This window comes from Pseudothioglobus sp. nBUS_23 (genome assembly GCF_051201565.1).
GTDB lineage: Bacteria > Pseudomonadota > Gammaproteobacteria > PS1 > Pseudothioglobaceae > Pseudothioglobus.
Genome location: NZ_CP179200.1, coordinates 1,386,499 through 1,407,019 on the forward strand (window position 1 = coordinate 1,386,499; position 20,521 = coordinate 1,407,019).

Below are 20,521 nucleotides of genomic sequence, written 5' to 3' on the forward strand. Positions count from 1 at the left end.
TCATTTTACTTGTAAATTCAATACGGTATCTAAAGCCTCTTCGATTATATTTCTGTCAGGATGATCTACAGGCATAAGGTAAAGTGCCTTTTGCCAAAAATCAATTGCAACATTAAGATTCCCCTCGTGCGCTGCAACAATACCTGAAAAATACAAAACCTGAACAGATTGAGAATCTAGATTAAAAGCCTCCTCAATCAAGTCTCTAGACTTTCCATCAAACTGGCCTTCTTGAGTTGCAGCAATGGCACTCGCATATTGAAGCAATAAGTCAATATCTTTAGGATTTATTTGGTATGCCCTCTCAAAAGCCACAATTGATTCATCTGTATTACCGATTCCAATCTGAGCAAGGCCCATCATCTTTAAGGCTTGGAAATCATCTGGATTCTCTTCCAAAAAAGTTTGAAGCTTTTTGATACTCTCATTCATAGTCATTGGTTCAGATAAAACCTGACTACCTGGAAGGAACTTTGGTGACAATTGAGAGTATAGAGCGATCGATAAGGCACTTAAACACATAAATACTGCAATCGTCCAATTGATCGGCTTTATTTTAACGCTAGCTTTATTGTTATTCGTTAATTCATTAGCCAGTGTGTTTACGATCTCTGATCCTGCAACCTGGAACTGCTCATCATCAATGAATCCTTGATTGATATCAATTTCTAACTCTTCCTGCCTTTGCTTATTAATTGCAATATTTGATTCATCCTGACTTAAGCCAGATTTTATTGGTCTGTAAAGAAACCAACCAATAAATAGACATGTCAAAATAAGCATAATGAGGAATTGCCAAGAAAAAATCATGACTTTATCCTCGTTATGTATCTTCGATCAACCGCTGCTAAAAATGCTCCAAGGGCAATCATAAGTCCGCCAAGCCATATCCAGCGAACCAGTGGCTTGTAGTAGATTCTTACGCTCCAAGCGCCGCCCTCTAAACTTTCACCCAGTGCAACATAAAGATCACGAGTTAGTGATGGATCAATTGATGCCTCTGTCATTGGCATTCCAGTTTGGTATAAACGCTTCTCAGGTTTTAGCTGAGTGACTTTCTTGTTGTTTCTAGAAACACTAATATCACCAATGAATCCTGAATAATTATCTTTCGAGTGAGGACTTACGCCATTAAATATAAAATCAAATCCAGCAATCGTTTGCTTTTCCCCAACGGTCATTTTGATATCTTTTTCGACTCCTAGCTGAGTGGTCACAGTTGCTCCAAGAACGAACACAGCTATTCCAAGATGAGCAACAACCATACCAAGGAAAGACATAGTTACTTTAGATTTTGTTTTTAGCCTTTTAATTAATAGAACCATGACATGGTTTACCACCCAGATAAATAGCCCTATTGCAACAATAACAAAAATATTTTTAGTAATGAAAACCCATGAAAGTATGGTTAAAAGAGAAATGTATATCCACTGAAGTTTCAACAAGTTAAAAACCCTTGTTGATGAATCTTTTTTCCATCTAACATAAGGAAAAATTGCAAGTGCAAGAACTCCTGGAATCATAATTGGTACAAATACTGCATTGAAATAGGGCGCACCAACCGAAATTTTACCAAGATTAAGTGAATCCAAAATAAGTGGGTAAAGGGTACCCAAAAGAACACTCAACATGGCTGTGACTAGCAGGATATTATTTATCAGAAGGCCTGTCTCTCTGGATAATAAAGAAAAAGGATTACTTTGCTGTAATAAGCTAGAGCGCCATGTATAGAGGACAAGCGATCCGCCTATCACTATAAATAAAAATATGAGTATGAACAAGCCCCTTGTTGGATCAGTTGCAAAGGCATGGACTGAAGTCAATACTCCTGATCGCACCAAAAAAGTTCCAAGTAGGCTCAATGAAAAGCCTCCAATGGCAAGCAGAACAGTCCACTGCTTGAAAGCGCCTCGTTTTTCACTGACACTGAGAGAATGAATTAAGGCTGTTGCAACTAGCCAAGGCATGAATGAGGCATTCTCGACTGGATCCCAAAACCACCAGCCTCCCCAACCAAGCTCGTAATAAGCCCACCAACTGCCAAGCGTTATGCCAATAGTCAAAAATGACCAGGATACCAGTGTCCAGGGCCTCGTCCATCTAATCCAAGTACTATCAAGTTGGCCTCTAATAAGAGCAGATAATACAAAAGCGAATGGAACAGCTAGGCCGACATAGCCCATATAAAGCATTGGAGGATGAACAGCAAGTCCAAAGTCTTGAAGAAGAGGATTAAGTTCTCGGCCCTCCATAGGAGGCATCATTAATCGCTCAAACGGATTGGACGTATACAAAAGAAAAAGTAAAAAACCCAAACTAATAGCCCCTAGAACTATCAAAGTCAGATTAATTAAGTCTGATGGAATTCGTTTAGAAAAAATCGAAACAGCAACAGTCCATAGAGATAGCACAAAAACCCATAATAGTAGAGAGCCTTCATGAGCACCCCAAACGGCTGAGGCCTTATATAAAAGTGGAAGTTGAGTATTTGAATTCTCTGCAACATATTTAACTGAAAAATCATTCGTTAAAAATGCTGTTAGTAACACAAAGAATGCTACAGCTATCCAAAAACCTTGAGCCCAGACTAATGGCTTTGCAAGCTGAGCAAGAGATTCTTTATTTTGATAGAGTCCTATAGATGGAACTGCAATCAAAAATAGGGAAATAACTAGAGCGAGAACAAGTGCAAAATGCCCAACTTCAATCAACATATAGCCATACTTTTATTGTGTTTTTAAGAGCTAATATTTTACAGGATTTCTTATGTTTAATCCTAATAGACGTTGCTAAATTAAAAAGGAATATCCCAAAAAATATCAAAATGACTGACTACTCACTCATAATAAGATATAATCATTTAAAATTGATCACGGAGGCATACTTGGAATTTTTTTTTACAATACTTAATATCATTAAATATCTGATTTATATTCTAATAGCAATTGCTATTGTCATATTTATCTTTCTTAAAGTATCTCCAGCTTTCGGAGGCACACCAGATAAAGATGCACTAAAAACTATTGAAAACTCTCAAAATTTTATTGAAGGAAAGTTTCAAAACATAAAAACAAACTATACTAACTTTCGTTCTTCAGAAAAAAAAGCGACTTTCAAGGATTGGTTCTCACCACCTAAAGATAAAAATCCATTAAAGCCACTTCCAACAATAAAATTTAAAGGCAAAGACTTAATTGAAGGAAAGTTTGTTTGGCTTGGCCACTCTACCCTTCTAATGAATACTGAAGGCTTGGTTGTGATGACCGATCCTGTCTTTAATAGAGCATCTCCTCTGCCATCATTTAACTCTAACAGTAAAAGCAACTTCTTCAATGGAAAGCCCTTTGAGTTTGAAAATCCGATATTAATTGACGACCTTCCTAAGGTTGATGTTGTTATCATTTCTCATGATCATTATGATCACCTTGATTCAAAAGCAATTAAAGATTTATCAGGCCTAGTAGATCACTTTATTGTCCCTTTAGGTGTCGGTGCTCATCTAGAAAGGTGGGGGGTAATTAAAAATAAAATTACTGAGCTTGACTGGTATGAGAGCAATAACTATAAAGATATTGAGTTTACCTTTGCCCCTGCACTTCACTTTAGTGGCCGCGGAGTGTTTAATGGCAACTCAACGTTATGGGGCTCTTGGATCGTAAAGTCCAAGTCTTTAAGTGCATATTTCAGCGGAGATGGTGGGTACTCAGAAACATTTAAAAAATTAGGTGAGGAGTATGGGCCTTTCGACATTGCCTTTATTGAGAACGGTGCATATAACGTTGACTGGTCGAATGTTCATATGTATCCAGATGAGGCAGTACAGGCCAGTATCGATTTAAAAGCAGAAATCCTGTTTCCAATCCATTGGTCAAAATTTGATTTATCAATTCATCCTTGGGATGAGCCAATCATTCGAATCACTGAAGAGGCGGCAAAAAAGAACGTCAACATAGCAACGCCAATGATTGGTGAAGTATTTGAATTAAGTAATATACCAAAAAAATCATGGTGGGAAAAACTAAGAATCTAATGCAATATTATTTAAGGAAGAGATGAAAAAAGAAAATTGGAATGAATCAAATATCTCTGATCAGTCAGGCAAAATTATTATAGTGACTGGACCAACGAGCGGCCTTGGTGAGGAAACAGCTAAAGTTCTTTCTCGAAAAAATGCTACCGTTATTATGGCTGCTAGAAACATTAAAAAAGCTGAGTCTGTAGCAAACGAAATTCTTGTTGAAAATAAAAATGCAAAGATAGATATTGAAGAACTAGATTTAACAAGCCTTGAATCAATTAGTAGCTTTTCTCAATCGATTATTAAGAAATACAAAACGTTAGATTGTCTAATCAATAACGCTGGCATTATGGCCTGCCCTTATTCAAAAACGAAAGATGGGTTTGAAATCCAGATGGGCACGAATCATTTGGGTCATTTTGCTTTAACAGGTCAGCTGATGTCTCTTCTAAAAAAGATACCTAACTCAAGAGTAGTGAATGTCTCTAGCATTGCTCACCTGTCAGGAAATATTAATTTTAATGACCTAAATTGGGAAAAAAGAAAATACAGAACTTGGAGCGCCTATAGTGACAGCAAGCTTGCAAATCTGTACTTTACATATGAACTCTCACGCAAACTAAAGCAAACTAAAGGTCATCCCCATGTAATTGCATCACATCCTGGATACACTGACACTAAACTTCAACGTTACTCAAAAATATGGAAAATTTTAAATAAAATTGCTGCACAAAAAGTCTCAATTGGAGCGTTAGGCGGGATTCGTGCTGCTACTGACCTAACTGCAGAATCAGGTGATTATTTTGGCTCTCCATCAATGGGTGGTATGAGAGGTTACCCAGTCTTAGTTCAGTCAAACGAACTATCGTATAATGTAGATAACGCAAAAAAACTTTGGAAGATATCTGAAGAATTAACTGGGGTAATCTATGACTAATGACAATGCTCTCAACCAAAGATAAAATCTATCAGAGCGCTTTAGATCTGTTTGCGAGTCAAGGCATTCAATCAACTTCAACTGCTCAAATCAGTAAAAAAGCAGGGGTTGCCTCTGGCACACTTTTTGTTCACTTTAAATCTAAGCAAGAGCTTATTGATACAATATACATAAGTATTAAAAAAAATGCTTTTTCTGACTTAAATGACAATATGCCTAATGATTCAAGTGTTGAACTTCAAATCAAAAACGGTTCAAGAAAAATTATTGAGTATTTTTTGAATAACTATAACGAATTTATTTTTTTAGGTTTAGTGGATAATGACCCTATGGTTTCTGAGAATGCAAGAGCAATAGGCTTTAAAAATTTTGAAAAGTCGATGGCTGATTTGAAGCAATGGTTTATAGAAGGGCATTTTAAAGAGATAGATTTTGATTTACTGATGCAAATCAACTGGTCCACTACAGAGGCCATCATTAAGAACCTCAAGTTAAGAAATCTTAAAAAGCCAAGTAAGAGTGAACTGAACGTAATCTGGGATGTTATGAAAAAGAGCTCCTGAGAGCTCTTGAAATCAAATTTATGGTGCGGAAGGAGAGACTCGAACTCTCACGTCTTGCGACACTGGAACCTAAATCCAGCGTGTCTACCAATTCCACCACTCCCGCGAAGAATTCGAATTATACCCAATTAAATTAAATATTTCTTAATTAAGAAAATAGATTTCAATAATTATGTGCCGTACCAATTCAACTTTTCATTGAGCCTAACAACCTCACCCACAATCATCAGGGTTGGTGCATGAATATCTTCTGTTGCTAATAGATCTGGCAATTTAGTTAATGATGAAATATAGACCTTTTGCTCTGGCATTGTGCCTTTTTCAATTATTGCAATAGGCATATCTTTATCCATCCCATGCTCCATGAGTTTCTGGCATATATAATTAGCGCCGCTCAAAGCCATGTAAAAAACAATAGTTTGCTGATCAATCACGAACTCATCCCATGGAAGGTTGGTTGTGCCATTCTTCAGGTGTGCAGTTACAAATCTGCAGGACTGGGAATAGTCCCTATGAGTTAATGGTATTCCAGCGTATGAAGAGCATCCCGATGCAGCAGTGATACCGGGAACAACCTGAAATGGAATACCGTGCTCAGATAATGATTCAATTTCTTCGCCGCCTCGTCCAAAAATAAATGGGTCGCCCCCCTTAAGTCTGCAAACTCTTTTCCCAGATTTGGCAAGCTCTACTAATTGATCATTAATGTCAATCTGTCGAGTAGATTCTTGACTTCCACCTTTCTTTCCAACATAGATTAGCTCAGAGTCTCTTCGAACTAACTCCATCACGCCCTTGGAAACAAGCCGGTCATAAAGAACAACATCAGCCTGCTGAATCAATCTCAAAGCCTTAAAGGTTAATAGATCAGGATCACCTGGGCCAGCACCCACTAGATAAACTTCTCCGAGCTCAATTTCGGAGGCACGTTTAAGCTGCTTGTCGATGTCATCCTTTGCCTCATTGATTCTCCCTGAAAAAACTTTTTCAGCGATTACGCCGGAAAATATGGACTCCCAAAAAGCTCTTCTATCCTTAATTTTAGAAAAGCGATCTTTCACTTTTTGTCTAAACTCACCAGCAATTTCTGCCAAGACTCCATAAGCACTAGGAATGACGGTCTCTAATTTTGCCCTGATGATTCTTACTAAAACAGGCGCCCTACCAGCAGAAGATACTGCAATAATAACTGGTGACCGATCAACTATTGATGGCATTATGAAGCTTGATAATTCTGGTGAATCGACAACATTTACCGGGATTCTTGCTTTTTTTGCTGACTTGGAGATTAATGCGTTAACTGATGAGTCGTCTGTTGAAGCAATAATGATTGCATACTCTTTGATGTCATCTGACTCAAAACGTTTTTGAATGAGATTGACATCTCCATTTTGAGATAGATTAGTAATTCCTTCGCAGAATAAAGGAGAAAGGCAGTCAACCTTGGCTTGGGCTTTAATCAATAAATTAATCTTCCTTAAAGCAATATCACCACCCCCTATTACTAGGCAAGGGTTTTGTCTTACATTAATAAATATTGGAAGATGGTCCATATAAATATTCTGCCTTTATTGAGCAAAAATGCTAATTAAAGCATTGCGTGGAGTATAGTAAATAATTCTATTAATAAAAAATTTAAATATCAAAAGATATAAAATTTTCTTTAATTTAAATATTAATAGAAAAATATTTTAATTTCATTGGTTATTCAAGTTTAAGAATTCTCTAACAAAGGGAATTGAAATAGGTTTTTTTGATTGAAGAGAGGCCTTATCTAAGTCATTGAGAGTAGATAATAATAGCTTTAAATCTCGAGAGACGTTTTTGAATAGATATTTATAGACTTTAGAGTCAATCTTAAGATTTCTTTCAATCATTTGACTGTCAATTACCATCACAGTCAACTCATCGTTCAGCTCTTCGAGCTTAAAAACAGCTGTTAAACTGAGTCTTGTTTTGATGTCTTTCATTACCCTGAGTTCTACTGGTAAAGAATCTCCACTCACTAAAATGTTTACTTCGGATTGCCTAGCTTGATTGAATAAATCAAAAAATATTTCTTCGTTTTCCTTTGCTATGAGATGAACATTATCAAAGCTAATCAAGCTGATTTGATCAATAAACTCTACTAAATGTTCAGGCAAAGAATCTGAGCAATCTATATACAATGCATTTTTATCATCTGCCAAAGACTTTAATACAGCTCCTTGTAGAACGTGCGTCTTTCCACTACCCGATGCGCCATAGATATATAACTCAGATGATTTTTGATTCAAAAAGAGCTGATTGATTAACCTTAAAAGCTCCTCATTAGCAACAAAATTTTCCAGTAGCATTGAAGAGTTGAGGGAAATTGGTAAGCCAAGTTGGTTCATTTTTTTGACTCTTGTAAAATAAATTTCTTGACCCAAAGCAGCCCATAATCTGCACCGCTCAGAGCAGTTGAGGTCGCAACAATAATAAAGACCATATCTTGAAAACCATCAATTCCAACATAAATCTGAATTATGAGTAGATATAAAACCAAAGCAATCTGCAATACTGTATTCACTTTACTAATCAGACTTGGTTCTAATAAGTCACTTTCAGAGTTCTCATCTCCAAGAAAATAGCCCAGAGCACCAGCAATGATTATCACGTCGCGAACAAAAATAATCATAAGGAGCCACAACGGCAAAACCTCAATCCAATAAAGTGCGACAAAGGAACATGTTAATAAGACTTTGTCCGCAACAGGATCTAAAATCGATCCAAGTCGTGACTGCAAAGAAAACTGTTTAGCAATCCACCCATCTAAAGCGTCAGAGACCCCAGCAACTAAAAATAGTAGTAATGTAAGAAGATACTGCTCTTTTAGTAGTGCTATAACTATTGGAACTGTTAAAATAATGCGTATTATTGAAAGCGCATTAGGAAGCATTGAAAAGCTCATTGTTTTGCTTGATTTAATCCATTTTTTAAGACCTTAATTATACGGAAAACATCATGTCATCATTGACTTATAAGGACTCAGGGGTTGATATCACTAAAGGAAATCAACTAATTGAGAAAATTAAGCCTATTGCAAAATCAACACTAAGACCTGGCGTATTAGGAGGTCTAGGCGGTTTTGGCGCTATGTTTGAAATCCCTTTAGAAAAATACAAAAATCCAGTACTCATTTCTGGGACAGATGGCGTTGGCACCAAGCTCAAGGTAGCAGAGATGCTAAATAAGCATGACACTATCGGAATAGATTTAGTTGCAATGTGCGTGAATGATTTAATAGTTCAAGGTGCAGAGCCATTATTCTTTCTTGATTACTACGCTACTGGGTCATTAAACCCTGAGATTGCAACTTCTGTCATTGAAGGAATTGGTGAAGGTTGTCGGCAATCAGGCTGCTCATTAATTGGTGGTGAAACAGCTGAAATGCCTGGTATGTATAATGGTGAAGAATATGATTTGGCAGGTTTTTGTGTAGGCATTGTTGACAAAAATCAAGTAATTGATGGCTCTAAAGTTAATGAGGGTGATCATATTGTAGCTCTAGGCTCATCTGGGCCCCATTCTAACGGATACTCATTAATTCGAAAAGTTCTAGAAAAGTCCACGCCATCATCTGAGCAGCTTAATTCATTGATTGAGCCTACCAGAATTTATGTTAAATCTATATTATCTCTGGCGAATACCCTACCAGTCCATGCGATATCTCACATTACAGGAGGAGGGCTACTCGAAAATATACCCCGAGTTTTGCCTGATGATTTTGCAGCAAAGCTCAATTCAAACTCATGGAGTCAGCCTGAAATTTTTAAATGGCTTCAGAAAGAGGGAAATATCGACTCTCATGAAATGTATAGAGTTCTTAACTGCGGCGTTGGAATGGTTGTCATCATATCGAAGGAGTCATCAAGTCAAACTATAGAACACTTAAATGCATGCGGTGAGAATGCTTGGCTTATAGGTGAAGTTGTTCATTCAAAGGGTGAGCGGGTCATTATCGAGTAATAATGAAGGGAGTTATTTTAATTTCAGGAAATGGCTCTAATTTACAATCTATCATTGAGCATGCTGACAGTATAGACCTTCAAATTTCAGCTGTAATAAGCAATGAAAAGAATGCTTATGGCCTTGAACGAGCAAAAGCAGCTGGCATTAAAACTTACTTTGTAGATCCAAAAAAATTTTCTGAAAGAGTCGACTTTGATCAAGAGCTAGTAAAAATAATTGATAGTCTGAATGTTGAACTAATTGTCCTTGCAGGCTTCATGAGGATACTATCTACTTTATTTATTAATCATTTTTCTGGGAAAGTACTTAATATTCATCCTTCACTACTTCCCAAATATCCAGGGCTTGATACGCATCAAAGAGCAATCAATGCTTCAGATAAACAACACGGTGCAACTGTTCATTTTGTTACTAGAGAACTGGATGGAGGACCAATCATTAGTCAGGTGGTGGTTAATGTAGATAGTCATGACACAGAGACGTCTCTTGCCAAAAAGGTTTTAAAAAAAGAACACATTCTTTATCCCAAAGTTATTCATTGGTATACTCAAAGAAGGCTAAAGCTCGAAAATGAAGGCTCGGCTTCACTTGATGGAAAAATTATATGAAGAAAATTTCTTTCTTATTCTTAAGCTTTATCTTTTCTAATACCCTTGCGCTCTCTCCCTATATTGGAACTTATGAGCTCTACGCTGATACAAAAATGGGTAACTTAAAAATTGGAACGGCCACTCTCAATCTCGATGTCATCGAGGACCAATTTACGTTCGCCACTGAAGCCAAAACTGAGTCTTTATGGAAGGCTCTATACGACTACTCCAGATCTGAAAAAAGCACCGGCAATGAGGTGGATGGACAAGTCATAAATAAATATTTCAGTGTCATCGAAAAAATCAAAGATGAAGTCAAAAAGAATTATGAAATAAATATTGCCACGGATAAAAATTATGCGATTTCAAGTACCGGTGAGGAGTGGGAAATAAAACCAGGCCTCCTAGTCGATCCTCTTAGCGTTTACCTTGCGCTTTCAAATGACATGCTCAACAACCCAGATCAAAATGAATTTACCTATCAGGTCGTCGATCAGGATGGAGTGAAATATCTTGAGTTTAGGATTGATGGCAATGAAATGATTGAGATCAATGGAAGCGAAATTGAAACTTTAAGGGTGGCATGCGATGAGCTTGAACTCACTCTTAATTTATCTGCCAAAGATAATTTTCAGCCGGTTAAGATTCACAAGGTTAACGGTAAAACTGAATTTACAATGATTCTTATAGAGTTTCAAGGATAGCTTTGTAAGCTCTAAAGGTGCTGCTTAAGGAACTGGCCAGTAAAAGACTTTTTATTCATAACCACTTCCTCTGGCGTGCCATAAGCAATTATTTCACCGCCCTTGTTGCCGCCTTCTGGACCCAAGTCAACTATCCAATCAGCAGTTTTAATAACATCTAGGTTGTGCTCGATAATGACAATAGTATTGTCTCGATCTCTGAGTCTAAAAATGACTGAGAGTAGCTGTTTTATATCATGAAAATGAAGTCCGCTCGTTGGCTCATCCAATATGTATAAGGTTTGACCCGTATCAGACTTTGATAATTCTTTAGCCAGCTTGATACGCTGCGCTTCACCGCCCGAGAGAGTTGTAGCATTTTGACCCAGGGTAATGTAGGAAAGACCAACATCCATGAGGGTTTGTATTTTTTGATTGATCTTTGGTATTGGCTTAAAGAATTCCAGCGCATCCTCAACCGTCATTTCTAAGACTTCAGCTATAGATTTTCCTTTGTATTTTATCTCTAGAGTTTCTCTGTTGTATCGATGTCCACTGCAGACATCGCATGAAACGTACACATCTGGAAGAAAGTGCATCTCAACTTTAATTAAGCCGTCCCCTTTGCAGGCCTCACATCTTCCACCTTTAACATTAAAACTAAATCGTCCAGATTTATATCCTCTCGATCTAGACTCTAGTGTGAGTGCGAATAGGTCTCGAATTAAAGTAAATACACCGGTATAAGTTGCCGGATTAGATCTTGGTGTTCTACCTATAGGGCTTTGATTTATATTCACAACCTTGTCAAATAAATTCATTCCTTTTACTTCTTTGAAAGGGGCGATATCTGTTTGAGCGCCATTTAATGTTTGTGCTGCTAGCTCATACAACGTGTTATTAATCAAGGTAGATTTCCCAGATCCAGAAACTCCAGTAATACAAGTCAAAACTCCTACAGGGATTTTTAAATCGACATTCTTTAAATTATTTCCACTAGCGCCTGTAATCTCGAGCCATCCATCTGATCTTTTTCTTTTCTTGGGGATGCTAATCTCTTGACGACCACTGAGATAGTCACCAGTCAGTGACTTAGTATTCGCAATGACTTCATCTGGCGTTCCACTGGCAACAATTTGTCCACCATGAATGCCCGCTCCTGGGCCAATGTCAATCACATGATCTGCCTGCCTGATTGCATCCTCGTCGTGCTCGACTACAATGACTGTGTTTCCTAAGTCTCTGAGATAAGTTAAAGTGTCCAATAGTTTTTGATTGTCTCTTTGATGAAGGCCAATAGAGGGCTCATCAAGTACATAAAGAACTCCAATTAGTCCTGCTCCAATCTGTGATGCCAATCTAATTCTTTGTGCTTCTCCGCCTGATAAAGAATTTGCTTTTCTTTCTAAATTTAAATAGTCCAAGCCAACATTAATTAAGAAATGGAGTCTTTGCGAAATTTCATTCAGGATTTTGCTGGCGATCTCTCCTCGCTGACCATCGAGCTCAAGTTTTTCAAAAAACTCATAGACCTGATCAATAGTTAATTTTGTTAAATCTGATATATTGTTGTCGTTGATAAAAACATTTCTGGCCGCTGCATTTAGTCGATCTCCATGACAGCTGGCACATGGCTTGCTTATTACATAGCGAGATAGATCTTCTCTAACTGAACGAATATCGCTATCAGCGTATCTCCGCATCATTCTGGGAATGATCCCCTCGAAAGGTTTTTTACGACTAGACCAACCTCTTCTACCTTTAATTTTAGAAAAATCAATAGACTGATTTCCGCTTCCATAGAGCACAATTTTTTTGTGCTCATCTGAAAGCTCATTGAATGGTGTTGATACACTAAAGTTATAAAAATTACCAACAAGAGTTAGCATTTGATAGAAGTAGGCATTATTTTTGCTCCAGCCGTAAACCGCTCCATCCTCAAGACTTAGCTCTGGATTGGCTACAACTCTTTCCTCATCAAAAACATCTTTAACGCCCAGACCATCACACGCTTCGCATGCGCCGACAGGATTATTGAATGAAAAAAGGCGAGGCTCTAATTCATTTAATGAATACCCGCATTGGACACAGGAGAACTTGGCTGAAAAAGTCAACTCCTTCCAATCAGTATTCGAATCCATTGGACTTGCAATGGCAATACCAGAGCTCATATTTAGCGCTGTTTCGAGGGACTCTGACAACCTTGAAGATATATCTTGCCTCACCTTAAGTCGGTCAACCACTATTTCAATGGTGTGATTTTTATTACCATCTAGCTCTTCAACTTCTTCAAGGAATTGAACCTCTCCATCAATACGAGCGCGCAAAAATCCCTCATGAGAAAGTTCAAGAAGGAGCTTTTGATGACTCCCCTTTCTATTTCTGACGATTGGAGCCAAAATCATAATTTTAGAATCTTCTGGCAGCCCCAGAATTGAGTCGACCATTTGAGAGATCGTTTGGGCTTGGAGTTTAACTCCATGATCTGGGCACCTTGGTGAGCCAACTCTTGCAAAAAGAAGTCTTAAGTAATCATAAATCTCCGTAATGGTTCCAACGGTTGATCTTGGATTATGCGAGGTTGCCTTTTGTTCAATTGAGATTGCGGGAGAAAGGCCTTCTATATGGTCTACGTCAGGCTTCTCCATTAAAGACAAAAACTGCCTCGCGTAGGCTGAGAGAGATTCAACATATCTTCTTTGACCTTCAGCATAAATAGTGTCAAATGCCAATGAAGATTTACCTGAACCGGATAGTCCAGTTAACACAACGAGTTTATTTCTGGGTAGACTTACATCTATATTTTTTAAATTATGGACTTTTGCTCCACGAATACTTATTGAATCCATAAACTCTTGATTTTTATGACGGACAAAGGGTTCATTATACTCATCCCTTGTGTAAAATCACAATTTTGTATTGAATTCTTAAGACATGGTTTCCTATCGACGAATCTTACTTAAATTGAGTGGTGAAGCGCTCTCAAGTAGCAATCAAAACATAGACTCTGAAATGCTGAAGAAGGTTGTAAGCATTGTTCAATCAGCACTTGATTTGGGTGTTGAAATTGCTATCGTTATGGGTGGCGGTAATTTGTATAGAGGGGCCAGTTTGTCTGCAGAAGGGATGGACAAGATTACTGGTGATCACATCGGAATGCTAGCAACTGTGATGAATGCGTTAGCTCTATCTGACGCATTTGAAAGAAACAAAATACCCTCAATGGTGATGTCTGGGTTTCCAATCGGAGGCGGCGTTTGTGAACCATTCAATCATTCCAAAGCAAAAAATGAACTAGCAAATGGCAAGGTTGTCATTTTCTCTGCTGGGACTGGAAGTCCATGCTTTACTACCGATACAGCAGCAGCACTCAGAGCGATTGAGATAGGTGCAGATATTGTCTTTAAGGCAACAAAAGTTGATGGCATATATTCTAGTGACCCTATGCAAGATCCATCAGCCATCAAATATGACTCGCTCACCTTTGACTCGGCAATCGAACAAAATATTAAGGTCATGGATACAGCCGCTTTTGCCCTTTGCAGAGAAAATAACATAAAGATTTGTGTTTTTAGCATGTTGGAGGATAATTACTCCCTTGCAAATATAATTAAAGGTCATGCAATTGGAACAACTGTTAGTCAAACTGGAGATTAGAGATGATAAATGAAATTCATAGTGATGCAAATAGTCGAATGGATAAATCACTTGCCTCTCTTGAAAATGACTTCAGCAAAATTCGAGCTGGAAGAGCGCATCCATCTCTGCTTGAACAGGTTACTGTAGAGTACTATGGCGCAATGGTGCCTTTATCACAGGTCTCAAACATTACTGCAGAGGATGCAAGGACGTTGAAGGTTTCGCCTTGGGAAAAGGATATGGTTGGTCCGATTGAAAAAGCAATTTTGACTTCTGATTTAGGCCTTAATCCAAATACTCAGGGGCAGGTAATGCGTATACCCCTTCCACCTCTCACAGAAGATCGAAGAAGAGAACTCGTAAGGGTTGTTAGAGATGAAGCAGAAAATGCTAGAGTCGCAGTTAGAAATATTCGTAGAGATGCAATATCTGACTTTAGAGAGCTTCTCAAAGAAAAGGAAATTTCTGAGGATGAGGCTAGAAAGGCTGAAGACAATATTCAAAAAATTACTGACCAGCACATAGCATCAATTGACGGCTCTTTAAGCGACAAAGAGAACTCTCTACTTGAGATTTAGAAAAGCTGATCTATCTTTTTGAGCCAACACAATCGATATACTTTTGCCACCTATTCGCTGTGAATTCAGTTCCATTGGTCACTTGTGGCCCCACATTTCCAAGGTAACCACCGGCTAATGCTTTTTTGAATAGTTCAATATTACTCTCAGATAAACCTAGATTAACTTTGCAGTAATCGTGGATTGCCTCGGTTACAATTTCTCCAGAAATCGCTCCAACAAACTCTTCTTCTGCCAACTTATCTGTCGCCTCTTTAATGAGCTCCTCCGAAATAGTTGACTTATACTCTCCAGATAAATTGAACTCTTCTAACTCTGCAAGTAAGTCATCCTTGATCTTTGTAACTCTTTTTTCATAGGCTACTTTTGCTTGATAAGCAGCAGTTGATGCGGCAGCAGCAGCTTTTTCATCTTCTAACTTTTGCAGGAAAGCCTCAAGTGCAGCAGCTCTTGCCATTTCCTGTAATATTTCTGCCATCATCTCTGCAGAAGCTAGTTCTGCCTCGAGCTGTGCTTCAAATGCAGCGAGCTCTGCTTCTAATAGCGAGTCTCTATAGGCCTGAGTCGCAGCAGCAGCGGCCGCTCTTTCATGCTCTAACTTTTGCTGGAATGCAGCAAGTGCAGCAGCTCTTGCCATTTCTTCTTCAATCTCTGCCATCATCTCTGCAGCAGCTAGTTCTGCCTCGAGCTGTGCTTCGAATAAAGCAAGCTCTTTTTCAATGGCTAGTTGTTCCATACGAGAGACTATTTCAGCATCTCTAGCTAACTTGGATTGATAGGCAGCAGTTGATTTTGCAGCGGCCGCTCTTTCATGCTCTAACTTTTGCTGGAATGCAGCAAGTGCAGCAGCTCTTGCCATTTCTTCTTCAATCTCTGCCATCATCTCTGCAGCAGCTAGTTCTGCCTCGAGCTGTGCTTCGAATAAAGCAAGCTCTTTTTCAATGGCTAGTTGTTCCATACGAGAGACTATTTCAGCATCTCTAGCTAACTTGGATTGATAGGCAGCAGTTGATTTTGCAGCAGCGGCTCTTTCATGCTCTAACTTTTGCTGGAATGCAGCAAGTGCAGCAGCTCTTGCCATTTCTTCTTCAATCTCTGCCATCATCTCTGCAGCAGCTAGCTTAGCCTGAATTGCAGCTTCTGAATCCGCAAATACAAAAATCATTTGCTCTGGATCTTCCTCAATTGATACAATCAAATCTGAACATGGGACAACAAAATCCATAACAAACTCTTCAATTGTTAAAACATTCGAGCCTTTTCCTACGAGTTTGTCACCAATTGAAAAGGATCTAAAACCTGTTTCAGCAGTTTGATAATAAGTGAGCTGTTTTTTTTCTGAGTCATAGGACTCAACAATTGCCTTAACATTGCTTGAGCTCATTATTTCATCACCTTGATTAAATGAACCTTCTCCCTTAAGTAGCATCACTGAGGTTATGTTGTCATCTTCATCGATATCAGTTTCTAGCTGATCAAAACAGGGGTCTTTCATCAAAACCATATCTAGCTCTTCCTGAAGTACAGAAATCTCATCACCCACAGAGTAAACAGAAGAAGACATTAGAAGGATAAAAAAGGAGGAAAGAAAGCTACTAAAAAATTTATTCATTTGAAGATTATAAATAAAAAAACCCAGAGCAAGCTCTGGGTTTTTTTAATTTTGAACTAAAGTTATGTTAAATCATCATAACAAAAGACTCTAGCCTTATAAGTTAGAATGGATTGACATAATTACTTACGCAGTTTGCATAAGCATCCCATCTACTGGCACCAAACTCTGTACCATTTGAACTCTGAGGACCTTTATTGAATAAGGTTCCATCAGCCAAAGCAGTTTCGAAAAGAGCAATGTTGGCATCGGATAAGCCCAGAGCATACTTGCATGCTTCATGAGCCTCTTCAGTTACCACTATCACCTCATCTTCTACCACGAGTTCTCCAATCACTTCATCCTCAAGAGATGCTCTATAGGCAGCAGTTGCCGCAGCAGCAGCAGCTTTTTCATCTTCTAACTTTTGCAGGAAAGCCTCAAGTGCAGCAGCTCTTGCCATTTCTTCTTCAATCTCTGCCATCATCTCTGCAGCAGCTAGTTCTGCCTCGAGCTGTGCTTCAAATGCAGCGAGCTCTGCTTCTAATAGCGAGTCTCTATAGGCTTGAGTTGCAGCAGCGGCAGCGGCTCTTTCATCCTCTAACTTTTGTTGGAATGCAGCGAGTGCCATTTCTCTTTCAATCTCAGCCATCATTTCTGCAGCAGCAGCCTCGGCAGCAAGTTGCGCTTCGAAAGCAGCTATTTCTTTTTCAATTTCAATTTCTGCCATACGAGCAGCAATCTCAGCGTCTCTGGCTAACTTAGATTGATAAGCAGCAGTTGATTTTGCTGCAGCAGCACGCTCTTCCTCAAGTTTTTGTTGGAAAGCTTCAAGTGCAGCTTGTCTAGCCATCTCAGCCTCAATCTCAGCCATCATTTCTTGAGCAGCTAATTCAGCTTCAAGTTGCGCTTCAAAAGCGGCGAGTTCATTTTCAACTTTTTGTTCTGCAAGTGCAGCTTCCATTTCTGCTTTAAACGCATCAATTTCAGCTTTCGCTTGTTCTTCAGCAAGCTGGGCTTCAAATGCAGCTAATTCTTCATCAAGGTTTTCATAATAGACCTGATCCCTGTCATCGCCACCTGCATAGACATTAAGTGTCAAAAACAGAAGCGCTAAAAATTTTATTGATTTATTAATCACGTTAATCCCCTAAAAGAGTTAAAAGTAACATATATATGTATCTACACTTTATTTTATACTAGATATATTTTGCTGAAAGATCTAATTCATGAAATTATTTGAAGATAAGTTTGAGTCATTTTTTAGTGATACAGAACTCCAAAAATTCAAGGAAGAGTGCCTGCGAAAAAGCCTTATGGCGTTCAACATTAAGAATGGCAATGTCCCTAAATGGACTGATGCATTAAACAAGTTAAATTCTACTAAAAAGGGCGAATTAGGTCTAAATGATCCATATATATCAATCAAAAATATTGACTCCTCTTCAGAAAATATTGAAACCAATTTGAAGCAATTATTACCCTGGCGAAAAGGTCCATTTATTCTCAATAATTTAAAATTAGAGAGCGAGTGGATTGGAGACTTAAAATGGCAACGTATCAAAAACAAGATTAAACCGCTCAAAAATAAACGGGTTCTTGATGTAGGTGCTGGAAACGGATATTTCACAATTAGGATGGCCCTTGAAGGTGCAAGTAAGGCGCTTGGAGTTGAACCTTTTCTGTTATTCAATTATCAATTTGCAGCAATCGATACTTTGACTAAAAGCAACTCAAACTCAATGCTGATTCCATTAAGGCTCGAAGAATTACCAAATATGCCTATATTTGAAAGTGTGTTTTCTATGGGGGTACTCTATCATCAGAGAGATCATTTGGAGCACCTATCTAAGCTAAAAAAAATGATGGCGCCGAACTCAGAACTGATACTTGAAACATTGATAGTTGATGGTCAAAAAAACTACGCATTAATTCCTGAAGGAAGGTACGCAAACATGAGGAATGTTCATTGTCTTCCGAGCACTGAGACACTCAAGTCTTGGCTTTCTGATGTGGGCTTTAGAAGTATAAAGCTTATAGATGTCTCTGTAACAACTCCTCAAGAACAAAGAAAAACCCCATGGATTGGAGATAACCCAGCATCACTTGAGGATTTTCTTGATCCTTCTAATCCGTCACTAACAATTGAAGGTTATCCAGCGCCAAAGCGAGCAATACTTACATGCAGCAACTAATTAATCGATGATTTACTCAATCAGCGTATAATTTACCTTCACTTTGAGGCATGCTATGAAATTTCGACTTATACTCGGTTTAATCTTTGTTGTTTTATTTAAAAGTATTTATGCTCAATCAACACCTCAAGTTGTAGTTAGCATAAAGCCAATTCATAGTATCGTTGAATCTCTGATGGACGGCATTGCCTCTCCTGAACTTCTTCTAAAGTCTAATAACTCCGCGCATACTTTTCATCTCAAGCCCTCACAGATCAGAATGATTGAAGATGCCGACTTGGTAGTCTCGATTGGTGACCAATTTGAAATTGGACTTCGCAAAGCACTTAAAAATTTAAACAGTAAGAATCGAGTTGAAATCATGAGTCTCAATAATCTTGTCATTCATCAATACAGGGCTGATAAGATCTATGAGAAAGATCATCAGGAACATGATCAGGAAACTTCAACTTACGATATGCACTTATGGCTAGATATTAGCAACATGAAAAAAATAGCCCATCATATCTATTTATTGTTAGTTGATGTCGATCCAGTTAACACAAGCAGATACAATCAAAATCTGCAATTATTAACTTCAAAGCTTGATGCTTTGGAAACAGAAATCGAGGCACAAATGCATCCATTTTCATCAAAAATCTATGCAACCTTCTCAGATACTATTCAATATTTTGAAAAAAAATATCGATTAGGAAGGCCAGTGATAGTAACGCCTTATCACGGTGCAAGACTCAGCATCAACAGAACTCTTGCATCAAAAAATACGATGAATGATTTTGAGGTTTCGTGTCTCATTTATGGCACAGAAGTTAGAAAAAGTCAGATATCTGTCTTGTCTGAGGGACTTAATCTTAAAGTCCATAGAATAGACATTCTTGGCCAGGAATTTAGTGCGGGTCCTGAACAGTATTTTAATTTAATGAAGAAAATTTCAAATCAGGTTGCCTCATGTCTCAAGTAAGGAGCAGTTTTAATAAAGCTTCAAGCATCTACAATGAGAATGCATTTCTTCAAAATGAGATTGCAAAAAGACTTGCTGAGAAACTAAAAGTCATCTCTATTCAGCCAGAAACCATTATCGATCTTGGATCAGGTACGGGCTTTCTTAGCGAGAAAACCTCTTCGATATTTCCTGATGCACAGTTAGTTTGTATCGATTTTGCACAGCGCTCGTTGAGTATGAATTCCCAAAAACTTAAAGTTTGTGCTGACTCATGCCAGCTCCCTTTAAAATCAAATAGTGTAGATTTTGTTGTTTCAAACCTTATGATGCAGTGGTGCAGTGATTTAAAGACACTTTTTGATGAGTGTCACAGAGTGCTTAAACCTCAAGGTTTAATATTATTTACAACGTTTGGTCCTGAAACACTAAAAGAGTTGAAGAGAAGTTGGTCTGTGGTTGATAGCAGTCCTCATGTAAATGAATTTATTGACATGCATGATATTGGTGACCAGATGATTCAGTCAGGCTTTCAGAGCCCCATCATGGAGATGGAAAAGCTTACTCTGACCTATGAAAAAGTTCTAGACTTGATGAGGGATCTCAAAGGGATAGGTGCTCAGAGTGTTGAAAATAGATCAAAGTCGCTGACTGGAAAAACCAAATTTAAGAAGATGTTAGAGATGTACGAAAGCTATCGTGAGAACGGAAAAATTCCTGCGACTTATGAGGTTATCTATGGGCATGCTTGGAAAAACGACGTTAAGTTTGAAGCCATTTCATTGGAGAATTAA

At 38.2% G+C, this 20,521-nt stretch carries 19 protein-coding genes and 1 tRNA gene; 11 read left to right on the forward strand and 9 right to left on the reverse strand.

Annotated features, from left to right (window positions below):
- Together ccmI and ACMAZA_RS07080 are read right to left on the reverse strand one after the other, a co-directional pair.
- The gene (gene ccmI, locus ACMAZA_RS07075) at nucleotides 1-810 is read right to left on the reverse strand and encodes a c-type cytochrome biogenesis protein CcmI (RefSeq protein WP_435188224.1); all 810 of its coding nucleotides are present in this window, start codon (nucleotides 808-810) and stop codon (nucleotides 1-3) included.
- Entirely contained in the window at nucleotides 807-2,714 is a 1,908-nt protein-coding gene (locus tag ACMAZA_RS07080; protein ID WP_435188226.1) for a heme lyase CcmF/NrfE family subunit, read from the reverse strand. Before ACMAZA_RS07080 ends, ccmI begins: the two co-directional genes overlap by 4 nt.
- A gap of 170 nt (nucleotides 2,715-2,884) precedes the next feature.
- Between ACMAZA_RS07080 and ACMAZA_RS07085 the strand changes: the two genes are divergently transcribed.
- The 3 genes from ACMAZA_RS07085 to ACMAZA_RS07095 are packed head-to-tail and all read left to right on the forward strand — an operon-like array spanning nucleotide 2,885 to nucleotide 5,518.
- Nucleotides 2,885-4,030, forward strand: coding sequence for an MBL fold metallo-hydrolase (locus ACMAZA_RS07085; protein WP_435188228.1), 1,146 nt, complete (start codon nucleotides 2,885-2,887; stop codon nucleotides 4,028-4,030).
- Nucleotides 4,031-4,052: 22 nt separating this feature from the next.
- On the forward strand, nucleotides 4,053-4,955 hold the full coding sequence (locus ACMAZA_RS07090) for an oxidoreductase (protein ID WP_435188229.1): 903 nt from the start codon (nucleotides 4,053-4,055) through the stop codon (nucleotides 4,953-4,955).
- Complete coding sequence (locus ACMAZA_RS07095; RefSeq protein ID WP_435188231.1) at nucleotides 4,955-5,518, forward strand: TetR/AcrR family transcriptional regulator; 564 nt, start codon at nucleotides 4,955-4,957, stop codon at nucleotides 5,516-5,518. The genes ACMAZA_RS07090 and ACMAZA_RS07095 overlap by 1 nt, the downstream gene beginning before the upstream one ends.
- A 21-nt stretch (nucleotides 5,519-5,539) precedes the next feature.
- Here the strand turns inward: ACMAZA_RS07095 and ACMAZA_RS07100 are convergent.
- The 4 genes from ACMAZA_RS07100 to ACMAZA_RS07115 form a co-directional block, all read right to left on the reverse strand.
- Nucleotides 5,540-5,624, reverse strand: a tRNA-Leu gene (locus ACMAZA_RS07100).
- Nucleotides 5,625-5,688: 64 nt separating this feature from the next.
- Entirely contained in the window at nucleotides 5,689-7,071 is a 1,383-nt protein-coding gene (gene cysG, locus ACMAZA_RS07105) for a siroheme synthase CysG (protein WP_435188233.1), read from the reverse strand.
- A 144-nt stretch (nucleotides 7,072-7,215) separates the two neighbouring features.
- The gene (locus ACMAZA_RS07110) at nucleotides 7,216-7,893 is read right to left on the reverse strand and encodes an HdaA/DnaA family protein (RefSeq protein ID WP_435188235.1); all 678 of its coding nucleotides are present in this window, start codon (nucleotides 7,891-7,893) and stop codon (nucleotides 7,216-7,218) included.
- Nucleotides 7,890-8,450, reverse strand: a complete 561-nt coding sequence (locus ACMAZA_RS07115; protein WP_435188237.1) for a CDP-alcohol phosphatidyltransferase family protein — start codon at nucleotides 8,448-8,450, stop codon at nucleotides 7,890-7,892. The genes ACMAZA_RS07110 and ACMAZA_RS07115 overlap by 4 nt, the downstream gene beginning before the upstream one ends.
- Before the next feature lie 53 nt (nucleotides 8,451-8,503).
- Here ACMAZA_RS07115 and purM point away from each other — a divergent pair, with 53 nt between their 5' ends.
- Genes purM through ACMAZA_RS07130 form a run of 3 tightly spaced genes read left to right on the forward strand, consistent with a single transcriptional unit; the run spans nucleotide 8,504 to nucleotide 10,805 of the window.
- Complete coding sequence (gene purM / locus ACMAZA_RS07120) at nucleotides 8,504-9,508, forward strand: phosphoribosylformylglycinamidine cyclo-ligase (protein WP_435188239.1); 1,005 nt, start codon at nucleotides 8,504-8,506, stop codon at nucleotides 9,506-9,508.
- Nucleotides 9,509-9,510: 2 nt separating this feature from the next.
- Nucleotides 9,511-10,119 (forward strand): phosphoribosylglycinamide formyltransferase, encoded by a 609-nt coding sequence (gene purN, locus ACMAZA_RS07125; RefSeq protein ID WP_435188240.1) that lies wholly within the window; start codon nucleotides 9,511-9,513, stop codon nucleotides 10,117-10,119.
- Nucleotides 10,116-10,805: a DUF3108 domain-containing protein gene (locus ACMAZA_RS07130; protein ID WP_435188242.1), complete on the forward strand. Its 690-nt coding sequence runs from the start codon at nucleotides 10,116-10,118 to the stop codon at nucleotides 10,803-10,805. The genes purN and ACMAZA_RS07130 overlap by 4 nt, the downstream gene beginning before the upstream one ends.
- Nucleotides 10,806-10,816: 11 nt before the next feature.
- On the opposite strand, the gene uvrA is transcribed toward ACMAZA_RS07130, so the two are convergent.
- Nucleotides 10,817-13,633 (reverse strand): excinuclease ABC subunit UvrA, encoded by a 2,817-nt coding sequence (gene uvrA / locus ACMAZA_RS07135; protein ID WP_435188243.1) that lies wholly within the window; start codon nucleotides 13,631-13,633, stop codon nucleotides 10,817-10,819.
- Between the two features lie 85 nt (nucleotides 13,634-13,718).
- Here uvrA and pyrH point away from each other — a divergent pair, with 85 nt between their 5' ends.
- Together pyrH and frr are read left to right on the forward strand one after the other, a co-directional pair.
- Nucleotides 13,719-14,441 carry a UMP kinase gene (gene pyrH / locus ACMAZA_RS07140; protein WP_435188245.1) on the forward strand — a complete coding sequence of 241 codons (723 nt, stop codon included), beginning with the start codon at nucleotides 13,719-13,721 and terminating at the stop codon, nucleotides 14,439-14,441.
- Between the two features lie 2 nt (nucleotides 14,442-14,443).
- Entirely contained in the window at nucleotides 14,444-15,001 is a 558-nt protein-coding gene (gene frr, locus ACMAZA_RS07145) for a ribosome recycling factor (protein WP_435188247.1), read from the forward strand.
- 10 nt (nucleotides 15,002-15,011) lie between these two features.
- On the opposite strand, the gene ACMAZA_RS07150 is transcribed toward frr, so the two are convergent.
- Nucleotides 15,012-16,565, reverse strand: a complete 1,554-nt coding sequence (locus ACMAZA_RS07150) for a hypothetical protein (RefSeq protein ID WP_435188248.1) — start codon at nucleotides 16,563-16,565, stop codon at nucleotides 15,012-15,014.
- Between the two features lie 151 nt (nucleotides 16,566-16,716).
- On the reverse strand, nucleotides 16,717-17,733 hold the full coding sequence (locus ACMAZA_RS07155) for a hypothetical protein (RefSeq protein WP_435188250.1): 1,017 nt from the start codon (nucleotides 17,731-17,733) through the stop codon (nucleotides 16,717-16,719).
- A gap of 88 nt (nucleotides 17,734-17,821) precedes the next feature.
- On the opposite strand from ACMAZA_RS07155, the gene cmoB reads away from it, so the two are divergent.
- The 3 genes from cmoB to bioC are packed head-to-tail and all read left to right on the forward strand — an operon-like array spanning nucleotide 17,822 to nucleotide 20,521.
- Nucleotides 17,822-18,787 (forward strand): tRNA 5-methoxyuridine(34)/uridine 5-oxyacetic acid(34) synthase CmoB, encoded by a 966-nt coding sequence (cmoB, locus tag ACMAZA_RS07160; RefSeq protein WP_435188251.1) that lies wholly within the window; start codon nucleotides 17,822-17,824, stop codon nucleotides 18,785-18,787.
- Between the two features lie 55 nt (nucleotides 18,788-18,842).
- Nucleotides 18,843-19,748 carry a zinc ABC transporter substrate-binding protein gene (locus ACMAZA_RS07165; protein WP_435188253.1) on the forward strand — a complete coding sequence of 302 codons (906 nt, stop codon included), beginning with the start codon at nucleotides 18,843-18,845 and terminating at the stop codon, nucleotides 19,746-19,748.
- Nucleotides 19,736-20,521 (forward strand): malonyl-ACP O-methyltransferase BioC, encoded by a 786-nt coding sequence (gene bioC / locus ACMAZA_RS07170; protein ID WP_435188255.1) that lies wholly within the window; start codon nucleotides 19,736-19,738, stop codon nucleotides 20,519-20,521. The genes ACMAZA_RS07165 and bioC overlap by 13 nt, the downstream gene beginning before the upstream one ends.

What these genes read in the sequence shown, in the direction of transcription:
- ccmI (WP_435188224.1), bottom strand. Translation starts at nt 810, where the DNA reads ATGATTTTTTCTTGGCAATTCCTCATTATGCTTATTTTGACATGTCTA.
- ACMAZA_RS07080 (WP_435188226.1), bottom strand. Translation starts at nt 2,714, where the DNA reads ATGTTGATTGAAGTTGGGCATTTTGCACTTGTTCTCGCTCTAGTTATT.
- ACMAZA_RS07090 (WP_435188229.1), top strand. Translation starts at nt 4,053, where the DNA reads ATGAAAAAAGAAAATTGGAATGAATCAAATATCTCTGATCAGTCAGGC.
- ACMAZA_RS07095 (WP_435188231.1), top strand. Translation starts at nt 4,955, where the DNA reads ATGACAATGCTCTCAACCAAAGATAAAATCTATCAGAGCGCTTTAGAT.
- cysG (WP_435188233.1), bottom strand. Translation starts at nt 7,071, where the DNA reads ATGGACCATCTTCCAATATTTATTAATGTAAGACAAAACCCTTGCCTA.
- ACMAZA_RS07110 (WP_435188235.1), bottom strand. Translation starts at nt 7,893, where the DNA reads ATGAACCAACTTGGCTTACCAATTTCCCTCAACTCTTCAATGCTACTG.
- ACMAZA_RS07115 (WP_435188237.1), bottom strand. Translation starts at nt 8,450, where the DNA reads ATGAGCTTTTCAATGCTTCCTAATGCGCTTTCAATAATACGCATTATT.
- purM (WP_435188239.1), top strand. Translation starts at nt 8,504, where the DNA reads ATGTCATCATTGACTTATAAGGACTCAGGGGTTGATATCACTAAAGGA.
- purN (WP_435188240.1), top strand. Translation starts at nt 9,511, where the DNA reads ATGAAGGGAGTTATTTTAATTTCAGGAAATGGCTCTAATTTACAATCT.
- ACMAZA_RS07130 (WP_435188242.1), top strand. Translation starts at nt 10,116, where the DNA reads ATGAAGAAAATTTCTTTCTTATTCTTAAGCTTTATCTTTTCTAATACC.
- uvrA (WP_435188243.1), bottom strand. Translation starts at nt 13,633, where the DNA reads ATGGATTCAATAAGTATTCGTGGAGCAAAAGTCCATAATTTAAAAAAT.
- pyrH (WP_435188245.1), top strand. Translation starts at nt 13,719, where the DNA reads ATGGTTTCCTATCGACGAATCTTACTTAAATTGAGTGGTGAAGCGCTC.
- frr (WP_435188247.1), top strand. Translation starts at nt 14,444, where the DNA reads ATGATAAATGAAATTCATAGTGATGCAAATAGTCGAATGGATAAATCA.
- ACMAZA_RS07150 (WP_435188248.1), bottom strand. Translation starts at nt 16,565, where the DNA reads ATGTCTTCTTCTGTTTACTCTGTGGGTGATGAGATTTCTGTACTTCAG.
- cmoB (WP_435188251.1), top strand. Translation starts at nt 17,822, where the DNA reads ATGAAATTATTTGAAGATAAGTTTGAGTCATTTTTTAGTGATACAGAA.
- ACMAZA_RS07165 (WP_435188253.1), top strand. Translation starts at nt 18,843, where the DNA reads ATGAAATTTCGACTTATACTCGGTTTAATCTTTGTTGTTTTATTTAAA.
- bioC (WP_435188255.1), top strand. Translation starts at nt 19,736, where the DNA reads ATGTCTCAAGTAAGGAGCAGTTTTAATAAAGCTTCAAGCATCTACAAT.